Here is a 9,839-nt window from a genome sequence, read left to right as displayed (position 1 = left end):
GTGAGCGTATGGAACAGCAGGCCGTCAGCCGGCAGCTGAGCAGTAATGCGTGAGAACATAGTCAGATTCCGTGCTTATATTAGAGATTAGGTACCAGTACGTCATGGCGCTGTCATCCAGAGTATCGATGTGCACCAGTGGCTCCCAGCCACCCGCGGTCGACAAGTAATGCGTGTCGCGCTGCTGCTTTCACCTACCATTTTTAACTCTACACAGGCAGCGCACCGTCCCGGTTTAGTTCCCATGGTGTTGCAAGACTTTTAGCCTGTCATAGCAGGCTTTTTAAACAGCTAGTCAGACATATTTATCTCACACTGGCAGCCTTATACGCGGCCCAAACTGCCAGGCAGGGTGAGTCATCCGTGGTTAATTAGCGTCAGATTTGGGTTAAACCGATATCAGCGAAGGCAACTGGCTTCAGTTCCGCTGGCTTGAGGCTGACTGGCAGCGCAACGGTAATGCAGGATTTCTTATCTGGTCTAGGTATAAAGGCATTTTCGGAAGCGCTGTTAGATCACTTCCCTGGAAAAGCCCGGCGTAAAGGAAAAGCATAGTCCTTGTCAATATTCACAGCCTGCTTCCCTTCTTAATTTAATTAGACAGCCAGATACCGTAATAAATCACTATAGATCCAAGAGAAAGAATGACCTTTGAAAAAACGAACAGCCCTGGTGCCAGTTTATTGATAGCCGGTGAAAACCTCCTGTAATTACCAGCATTATATTTCTTATGAAAATCCATAATAGTGCCAAACAAATTGCACAATCCAACAAGTATAAACCTCATACCCCATATAAAAAATAATGACGCACCTAATGCCTCCATTAAATCCCCTGCGGCGTCCCTGGTAAAACCTGGCATTATCGCTGCCAGTCCTTTAAGCACGAACCCGATAGCGATAATGGCGATAAAAACACCGACAAAAGCTTTACTTATACCAGCCAGCGTTTTTCTCCCATAGGAAATCTTACTGCTCCAGATAAAAAACTCCGTCACTAATAAAAACAATAAAAATGCTATGATTTCCACGCTATTGCCATCTCTTTTAAAAATCATTTGCCAGCCAGAATCGTTTTAGAAGCGCTAATGATAGCGGTCACGTTTCAACGGTCACAGGTCAGGCTCGGCCGTCAGTTAATAGACCGCATATCGTGTGCCGCTCAGCTCCTGGCTGCGCACCGCCAGAGGGTGATTTTGCCGTTAAGTTAGCGCGGACTAAGCGCGTTCATCAGGCCATGGGTCGGTAGCGTAATAGTCACCTGCTTGCCCACCAAAGCGTGATGGTCGATACGCGCGTCGGTGAACAGCAGTTCGACGGTGAGCACAAACGGACAACCAGCATTTCGGTGCCCGTAAGCGTATCGAACAGCAGGCCAGCTGCGGTGAAGTAATGCGCGGGAACATGGTTCATCCGTACAGCCAGTGAAGCGAGCCAGTTAAAGTTGAAGGGAAATGATTTTTACTAAAAGCATCTTATGATTAGAAGTAACAGGTGTCAGGATGAAATTATCTTTCTACACAGACTCCTGCCTAAAAAAGCAAAATCTATGGACATAGTTAATAGAGTAATTTTTTCAGTTAATATGTGATTTGGATATCAACCAATAAAGACTCAGTAAAATAGGCCAATATCCATTTACTTATGAGATTTTAAATATCTTTTTTTACGCTTTTCATATTCAGGATCGGTTTGATTAGGAAGAATAACCTTGAGTCCCGCACCTATTTGAGATGCAATATAATTTGCGTTTGAAAGATGTTTAGCAAGCTCTGGATCAGTTGTATCAAACTCTTTGGAGGCCAGAGTCCCCAGATTCATGCTATGCAGGACACTTTTTTATCTTTCTCTTCACCAGTTAGTATTTTTTTACATAAATAAGCTGCTTCAGAGCAACCTGAAAAACTGTAAACTCCGGCTTTTCCATGGCTCTTTGATTAGTGATATCAATAGCATCATTAATGTAGTCAAGAGCAGTATATTCTTCTTTATTCATCATAACCCTTAAATGCACCTTTTTCGTTTGAGAGCAATTGAATCGCTCCGCCTTCTGTTTGATAGGGTTGATTCTTCACCGACCAAGTGTCGAGCGCTGGCAGCGATGTACTCCGTAGCATCTCAACTTATTGATAAATTAAAGTTGCTGATTCTGCAAATTCACCTGACTTATTCCATATTTAAATACAGAGACTACGTAAACCCCTAACCTAGAGTAACTTAATATAAAAAACTCATAAGAATTAATTCTCTAAAAAGGCGATTTTTCGGGGAGAGAAAATCACTTTTAATTTATTTATAACAAATCACTTCACAACCTTAATATCCTTAACCTCTCTATCAGAGAACCTGATCCAATCCTTACGAATAGACTCGGCCAACCTGATTAAATAGTCAAAATCATCTTTATAAAGAAGATCATTTTCATTTAATATAAATTTCTTACTAACATCAAAATGTGAATTTGGATAGAAATTTGGGATAAGAACGCCTATAAACCATTCACTACCCGAACGCAGTAAATTAAAGTCACCTTGGCGTGATTTAACAACCTTAGCTTCAATCATAAATCTCTCCTGTCTTTAAGTCATAAACTTGATAGTCTATCCCTTTATCTAAATTTTTCATGGAAACAACTGCTTCATAATCACCATTAGGCAATTTACCACCAGGCAACAATAAGGGATGAACATCTCAAAATAGTGCATTAACGTATCCTACCATGCTGTCTAAACCATCCGCAGCGAGTTGTTCGATTAACCTGAAGCAGTCCTCCACACTATGCAACTAGCAGCATCGATCATTTCGCATTACTAACCTGTGACATGTTTATGATAACAGAACATCTAAGGCTAACATTCCATATTACTCAATTACAGGTTGTTTTCTTTCCTACGGAAATAATAGCCACGCCGTAAAGATAGATGCTAACAAAATTCAATTCAAGTTCAAACAACTTATTAATAATAAGCAAACACGCCCTCGAACAATATTTTCCCACCTAAATTTAAAAATTTCACCAATGATAAATCACCATGCTTTCAAACTATCAATAGAAGGAAGGTAGTCAAATTTAATATCCATATTTTTTGCAGCCAATTGTATTTTATCTAAATGAGATGCATCTATGAAAATAAGGCACTTCCCACCTTGTGGCATATAGTTATTAACAATAAAAAACCCACAATCTAGGCTAATCAGCTCATCCACGACGTTGGATGATAGCTTGCCATTCTCATAAACCTCAAACAATCTGGGCTTTTCATTACAATTTTTTATAGCCATGCCTTTCCTTGCTAAAATCTCATTTTTTTTAATCGTCAACTTATAACTATCTAACTCAGCCTTTATTTTTTCCCAATTCTCAAAAAAGTAAAGACCTTGTGAATCGAGTGAATTTTTCTTTACTAGTGTTTTAATCTTATCGTCGTAGCAATAAAGATCAGGAAATAGATTCTTGAGTAAATCCTTAGCTTTTTCTGTATCAAAACCATATCGCCCATATCCACTGTCGTCGATATTAAATTGATAGCACAAACAAAAAGATTCCGAAGTTATTTTATTGTCAATAACTTCGTTAAAGTCAGGAACGGGGATCTTGATTAACCTTTCATGAGCTACCATGTAAATATTACCTCTTCACCTTTAGGGTTTACTGAATGGATGTGACCTGATTCATGATATTTTGGCACGCTTGGTTGCCCAGCATCAGGATGTCCATCTGGATGCTCAAACCATTTATTTTTTCCATAGCGATTTTCTCTTCCTAATGATTTTCCACCGTCAGATTTCATTTCCGACCATGCTCTGCCACGACTCGTAGGATTAAGTTCGTCAATACCAATATTGCGCCCCCCTCTGGAAACCCTAGGAACCTGAGCATGCGCCTGAGCCTGTTTCAAAGCATCATTTCTGCTTTTTGCTTTAACTAAAGAACATTTACTGAGGCCCAACGGATCCACCCAACTCAGCGGATTCGGCGCATACTGATAAAGGTTAACCCCACCAGCAAGCCCTATTGGATCCTGGCTCACAAACCTGCCCGCATCCGGATCATAATAGCGAAAGCGGTTATAGTGCAAACCTGTTTCCGCATCGAAATACTGACCCTGATAGCGCAGCGGCTGATAAACCGGCTCTGCATTCTCCGCAGCGGCCTGCTCTGTGCGCAGCGTATTGCCCCAGGCACGATAGACGGTACGCCAGACCACACTGCCATCAGTTCCGGTCAGCTCGCGTGGCAGGCCAGACACGTCGTTGTGATACCAGAAGATCTGAGCTTCATGCTCCGTTTCACCCTGCTGCAGACTTAGCTGCGCCAGCGGTGCAAAGATGTCATCCTCATAAACCCAGATATGCTGGCGCGAGCCTCTCACCTCACTCAGCAGGCGATTGCCTTCCCAGATAAAGCGCGTGATACCAAAAGTATCGCGTTTCCAGCTTCGGCGGCCAAATGCATCATATCCGTAAGCAGCATCATTTGAACTTCTTTACTCGTAATTAATGACCATTTCATAACCCAGAAAAATTAGCTGTTTTAAAAAGATAATTAAATTACACTCATGTATTTATATAATTTGCGTTTACTTTATCGGGGACGCAATATAATTCTGCGAAGAAAATTTTCATTTAAATCTATTTTATTAAACATAACAAACCTTATAAACACAGACACAGCCGTCGAAAAATAACGAAGTCCAGGTTTTACTAACATCTAATTAATTTAAAATTAAATCAGTATCGAAGGAATCACACCAAAGCGCACTCGAATCTGTTATGACGCATCAGATAAAATTAAAAGATTTTAGTTTTGACTGTTGTCATCATGAGATTAACTCCATGAGAGACATTCACTTTTAAAAGCACCCATTAAAATTTCATGGTTACCCTTATTAAAACAAGCAGCCTTACCATGACGATAAGACTGCCAATAAACATATAAACTCTTAAAATCAACCATCAATGTATACGCTGCATTTTTGAAATATAAAGTCATTAAAGTCGAGAGAAACTTCCCAGTTATCCTTTTTTTGATATAAATATCTTTTTCCTTCTTTACTGATGACATTCAATTTATCATAGGATGCTAAATTCCAATTGCTAATGTTAATATTACTACAACCTGAGCCATTGAGTTCAATAACAACTACATCATAATCTTTACCCCACACTCCCCATTTACTCACATCTATTGCAGGCTTTTGCTTAATATGAATATTTAATGAAAGCCGGCCTTGTACATCAAGCATAATCTGTCCAAGATAAACGTCATTAACTATGCCTTCAGGGTAAATCTTATCCAAAAATTCTTTTCTTCTAATGAAATTAAAGAGATTCATAAGTATTCCTTAAAAGTTGTAATGCCCATGAGTACCAGGGAGACTACCAGTATTCAAGTTTGTAATTGGCCTTACATTGAAGTGGGGTTCAGCACCATGTAATGGAGTAGCTTTTTCGTGTCCCAAACTATGTTCTTGCAAAACTACTGATTTGCCATTTTTGGTTTCAAAATGATATTGTCTCACCTGTACTGGCATACCCTTTTTGTCAAGAACTTTATTTCCGTAACCGTCAAGTAAATCTACGCGATCAACTCGTGGTTGGCTATGCATTGGTATTCCTGCATCACGTTTAGCCTGCCTGAATGCATCACGACGACTAGCTCCTTCATAAGTCGTTTTCTTGTTTGGTGGACATTTACTCAACCCTAACGGATCGATCCAGCTCAGCGGATTCGGCGCATACTGATAAAGGTTAACCCCACCAGCAAGCCCTATTGGATCCTGGCTCACAAACCTGCCCGCATCCGGATCATAATAGCGAAAGCGGTTATAGTGCAAACCTGTTTCCGCATCGAAATACTGACCCTGATAGCGCAGCGGCTGATAAACCGGCTCTGCATTCTCCACTGCGACCTGCTCTATACGCTGCGTATTACCCCAGGCACGATAGACGGCACGCCAGACCACACTGCCATCAGCACCGGTCAGCTCGCGTGGCAGACCTGACACGTCGTTGTGATACCAGTTAACCTCCGCGTCATGCTCCGTCCCGCCCTGCTGCAGACTGATCTGCGCCAGCGGAGCAAAGCTGTCATCCTCGTAAATCCAGAGGTGCTGGCGCGAGCCTCTCACCTCACTCAGCAGGCGATTGCCTTCCCAGATAAAGCGCGTGATGCCAAAAGCATCGCGTTTCCAGCTTCGACGTCCAAACGCATCATAGCCGTAGGTGGTTCGCTGCTCGGTCCCGTTGCGGATGCTCACCGATTCGGTCAGCTGATGTTCAGCGTTCCAGATAAACTGCTGGTCTGTGTGGCGGCCGCTCTGTTTGCGCGTCACATTACCAAAGCCGTCATAGGTCCAGCGTTTATCTTCATAAACCCTGAGCCGGTTATCCTGTAATGGCTGCCTCTGAGTTTCACTCAGCAGATTGTGCGCCGGGTCAAAGGCGAAATGCTCATCACGTGCCCGCGTCATCCGTCCCAGCGCGTCATATTCGTAGCGATAATCGCCCGTGTATTTGTCCGTAATCTGCGTCAGCTGGCCATCGTGCCGCCAGACATACTCGCGTGCCACCGCTGACTGCGCGCCACGGCCAGCACGCTGGCTTATCAGCCGGCCCATCTCGTCGTGCAAATACTCGCTGCTGATTGCGCCCTGGGTGCGATGCACTTCACGGTGCATAACGTCACGTTCGCTTTCACTGATAACACGGTTACCCAAGTTGACCTGCACCCGATGTCCGCTGCCGTAGTAAAAATGCTTCAGTTCCCGCCCATCCGGTAAGATAGTGTGCGTCCGGTTACCCAGCTCGTCATAGCTGTGGCGCAGTTCATAACGGTGACCCCGAACCAGCGTCCGCTCTGCGAGCAGTTGTCCGGCATCATCCCATTCGAGTTCAGAGCGTCCGCCGTGATTGACACCGGCTGTGAGGCGTCCCAGCGCATCGTAACGATAGCGGGTACGTTGCCATGTGGCATCTCCACCGCGCGACACCAGCTTTTCCAGCAATCGTCCGGCGGGATCCCGTTGATAGTGCGAGTGAATTACTGACCCGCTGCCATCGCCTTCTTCAATACGAGCCAGCAGCCAGCCACTGTCATCATATTCATAACGCGTTTTACAACCATCTAAGCCACGCTCCTCGACCTGGTTATCCCGGGCGTCGTAGCGGAATGTATATCGCGCACCGTTCTCATTAATCAGGGCGGTCAGGCGACGGGCCAGATCGTATTCGTAGCCAATACTGTGGCCAAGTGCATCAGTGCGTGATAGCGGCAAGCCATCAGCAGCCAGCGTCCAGCGCGTAACCTGCCCCAGAGGATCCTGCCAGGCAATCAGACGTCTCCAGCGGTCAAACTCAAAGCTTTCCGTTCCACCATCGGCATGCACAATACGCTGGGGCAGGCCATTCCATCGGTTATAAAACAGCGTCTGGTTGCCTGCGGCATCCGTCTGCTGCTTCATCCAGCCATATTTGTCATAGTCAAAGGTCGCTGTGCGCCCTGAGCAATCGGTATGACTGATCAGAAAGTTGGCCTGGTTCCAGCATAACGTTTGTACGCCCGCCGCAGCATCACGTACCCTGACCAGATTGCCACGGTCATCATGGTTGTATTCTGTAATGCGTCCTATCTCATCCGAAAAACGGATTAAGTTTCCTGCTGTGTCGTAGATAAATTCACGCGAGCCGCCCAGCATGTTGGTCACACGAACCGGCGTGTTCCAGCGTTCGTGATAATCAAAACGTGTAGTCTGACCATCTGGCTCAATGATGGCCGTACAGTTGCCGCGTTCATCATAGCGGTAGCGTGTAAATCGGCCGCTCTGGTCGGTGACTTGTGTCATCTGACCGCGGGCATTACGTCTAATACGAATATGCCCTTCCATCGCATCCTGATAGCCAATCAGTTCCTTATTGTCGTCAAAGTCATAGCGTGTCACGCGTCCCATTGCATCAGTGACCGTTGTAGTCTGACCGCCATACTCAAAACGCCATTCCCCGCCGAGGCTGTCACGATGTGCCAGAACTTTTCCTTCAGGGGAATATTTATCGTAATGATAAAAACACTCCATTTCGCCCGCACGACGATGCGCCACCATAATATGGTTACGGTAACGGAATTCACGCAGCACCTCGTTGAGCTCATTACGCACGGCAATCAGCTCACCCTGAGGTGAATAATCGTAGCGGCACAGAATTTCGGCATTCAGAGGATCAGACGGATAACAGACGCTGACGCTGGTGATACGGAAAAAAGCACTCCCCGTGTCCGATTCAAACTGAGAGAAGTTGATATTAAAACGACGCCCGGCACTGTCTTCAATCTGCACCGGCAGATGCAGGATGTTGTAACGAATAATAAGGCGGTTGCCGTGACGGTCGCTGATGGCGGATAGCAGCCAGCGGTCAGATTCAGCTTTATGTGTAAAGTGCCAGTGCTGGCTTTCATCCGCGGCCGAAATACAAAATTCCTCAGGCTGCGGCTGCGAGAGGTAGAGTTGCTCATAGCGATGAAGCTGAGGCTGGCGGCCCGCTTCCGGATAGGGGAACTCAATTTCGCGACCCTGTTCATCCATTAAGACCAGCAGACCCGCTTTTCTGCGTACTTCCTGTGAAATGGGCAGTGACCAGCCCTGTCCCAGCCAGCCATTGCCGATTTCATCAGAAAAATAGTAGCGCTGCCAGTTAAGGGGAACTGATGCCGGGAAAGAGAAATCATTATCTTCAGGGCCGAACAGCAGTTTGATACCCAGTACAGGGTTAACCGGACTACCAATCGCCATATCCACCTGCGGCAGAGGCCTTGCCGGAATTTTGCACGGCTCAGTCTTTTTCTGCGCATGTCCTTTGTCACTGCCTCCCTTTTCGCTGCCCGCTTTTTTAGCGCTGATAACTTCATCAGCTTCTTTTTTAGCGGCTTTAGCTTCGGCTTTAGCAGCGGTCGTTTCAGCTTTGACGGCTGCTTTTTCAGCCAGTTCAGCCCCTTCTTTTGCAATGCCTTTGCCCACTTTCGCGGCTTCTACCGCTTTACCCGCTTTTGCTGCCAGCTTACCGGCTTTAAACGCCGCCCCGCCACCGGGTACAAAGTTAGCTGCCGCCGAAGCGGCTGAAAGTGCAGCGTTACCATAATCCCCTTCTGCGGTGTAAATCGCGGCGTTCGCGCCGTCAGCTACCGCGCCGACAACAGGAACTGCGCCTAACACGTCCAGACCGGTATGCACCCAGTCGCCATAACTGCTCCACCAGCTTTTCTTTTTCGGCGGGTTGGCACTGCCCGCCGCCACATGGCCTTGTGGCGCAGGCGCATATTGTAATTTACCAATCGTATTTCCGGTTGCCATTGGAGCTCCGTGCGAAACTGTACAGGTTAAAGAAGGAATTATTTATTAAACTTGTTTACTCAGGAATAAGATCTGAGGCATGCCATGCAGTTCAGGTGAATAGTTTCACCTGATACCGTTTAATCATTTATGAATTGAGGTGAAAAAAGATGAAGCAGTCAAATCTTGTCAAAAAGGGTTTAGATGCAGAATAAATTAGTGAGGCCAGAACATATACTTAAAATCAGGCATATAATAATTGCAATGTCAGAGTAGTAATCATCATGCCCCATCATTTAGGTACGAGCAATCATACCAGTACTGGACCGTCTCGCTATCACGCCAGAAAGTGATGCAGTTAAGGTTTATTATCACTATATTTCTGACACCCCAGCCAGCACTTCTGAACATCTGTTAAATCACGAGAAAACCTGCATAAGCAGGCCTTTATGCAATCTGAACCTGTCACTGAGTATAACTATGACAGGTTCATCTCAGTCTACATTAATCGAAAATTCAAG

The 9,839-nt window shown here is 45.3% G+C and carries 8 protein-coding genes and 2 pseudogenes; all 10 read right to left on the bottom strand.

Going from position 1 to position 9,839, the window contains the following annotated elements:
* Positions 1–591: 591 nt before the first annotated feature.
* Complete coding sequence (locus tag P2R09_RS03935; protein ID WP_275767248.1) at positions 592–1,056, bottom strand: hypothetical protein; 465 nt, start codon at positions 1,054–1,056, stop codon at positions 592–594.
* Between the two features lie 81 nt (positions 1,057–1,137).
* Positions 1,138–1,404: pseudogene (locus P2R09_RS03930) on the bottom strand (type VI secretion system tip protein VgrG); the annotation flags it as partial.
* A gap of 232 nt (positions 1,405–1,636) precedes the next feature.
* Complete coding sequence (locus P2R09_RS03925; RefSeq protein ID WP_275767246.1) at positions 1,637–1,819, bottom strand: immunity protein Tsi6 family protein; 183 nt, start codon at positions 1,817–1,819, stop codon at positions 1,637–1,639.
* A 37-nt stretch (positions 1,820–1,856) separates the two neighbouring features.
* Positions 1,857–1,997: an immunity protein Tsi6 family protein gene (locus P2R09_RS03920; protein WP_243207444.1), complete on the bottom strand. Its 141-nt coding sequence runs from the start codon at positions 1,995–1,997 to the stop codon at positions 1,857–1,859.
* Positions 1,987–2,115, bottom strand: a complete 129-nt coding sequence (locus P2R09_RS03915) for a polymorphic toxin type 46 domain-containing protein (protein ID WP_275767241.1) — start codon at positions 2,113–2,115, stop codon at positions 1,987–1,989. Before P2R09_RS03915 ends, P2R09_RS03920 begins: the two co-directional genes overlap by 11 nt.
* Positions 2,116–2,301: 186 nt before the next feature.
* Positions 2,302–2,562, bottom strand: a complete 261-nt coding sequence (locus tag P2R09_RS03910) for a hypothetical protein (protein ID WP_275767239.1) — start codon at positions 2,560–2,562, stop codon at positions 2,302–2,304.
* Positions 2,563–3,025: 463 nt separating this feature from the next.
* A complete protein-coding gene (locus P2R09_RS03905) occupies positions 3,026–3,619 on the bottom strand; it encodes a hypothetical protein (RefSeq protein WP_275767237.1) in 594 nt (197 codons plus the stop codon).
* 311 nt (positions 3,620–3,930) lie between these two features.
* Positions 3,931–4,464: pseudogene (locus P2R09_RS03900) on the bottom strand (RHS repeat-associated core domain-containing protein); the annotation flags it as partial.
* A 483-nt stretch (positions 4,465–4,947) separates the two neighbouring features.
* Positions 4,948–5,334, bottom strand: a complete 387-nt coding sequence (locus P2R09_RS03895) for a hypothetical protein (RefSeq protein WP_275767235.1) — start codon at positions 5,332–5,334, stop codon at positions 4,948–4,950.
* Between the two features lie 9 nt (positions 5,335–5,343).
* On the bottom strand, positions 5,344–9,339 hold the full coding sequence (locus P2R09_RS03890) for an RHS repeat-associated core domain-containing protein (protein WP_275767233.1): 3,996 nt from the start codon (positions 9,337–9,339) through the stop codon (positions 5,344–5,346).
* Positions 9,340–9,839 lie beyond the last annotated feature (500 nt).

Origin of the sequence: Pantoea sp. Cr_R13, from assembly GCF_029222565.1 — a bacterium.
Taxonomy (GTDB): domain Bacteria; phylum Pseudomonadota; class Gammaproteobacteria; order Enterobacterales; family Enterobacteriaceae; genus Pantoea; species Pantoea eucalypti.
This window is presented reverse-complemented; position numbering and strand designations above follow the sequence as displayed.

Bases quoted from the DNA above. Each gene is read 5' to 3' on its own strand.
- P2R09_RS03935 (WP_275767248.1), bottom strand. From the start codon at position 1,056: ATGATTTTTAAAAGAGATGGCAATAGCGTGGAAATCATAGCATTTTTA.
- P2R09_RS03925 (WP_275767246.1), bottom strand. From the start codon at position 1,819: ATGAATCTGGGGACTCTGGCCTCCAAAGAGTTTGATACAACTGATCCA.
- P2R09_RS03920 (WP_243207444.1), bottom strand. From the start codon at position 1,997: ATGATGAATAAAGAAGAATATACTGCTCTTGACTACATTAATGATGCT.
- P2R09_RS03915 (WP_275767241.1), bottom strand. From the start codon at position 2,115: ATGCTACGGAGTACATCGCTGCCAGCGCTCGACACTTGGTCGGTGAAG.
- P2R09_RS03910 (WP_275767239.1), bottom strand. From the start codon at position 2,562: ATGATTGAAGCTAAGGTTGTTAAATCACGCCAAGGTGACTTTAATTTA.
- P2R09_RS03905 (WP_275767237.1), bottom strand. From the start codon at position 3,619: ATGGTAGCTCATGAAAGGTTAATCAAGATCCCCGTTCCTGACTTTAAC.
- P2R09_RS03895 (WP_275767235.1), bottom strand. From the start codon at position 5,334: ATGAATCTCTTTAATTTCATTAGAAGAAAAGAATTTTTGGATAAGATT.
- P2R09_RS03890 (WP_275767233.1), bottom strand. From the start codon at position 9,339: ATGGCAACCGGAAATACGATTGGTAAATTACAATATGCGCCTGCGCCA.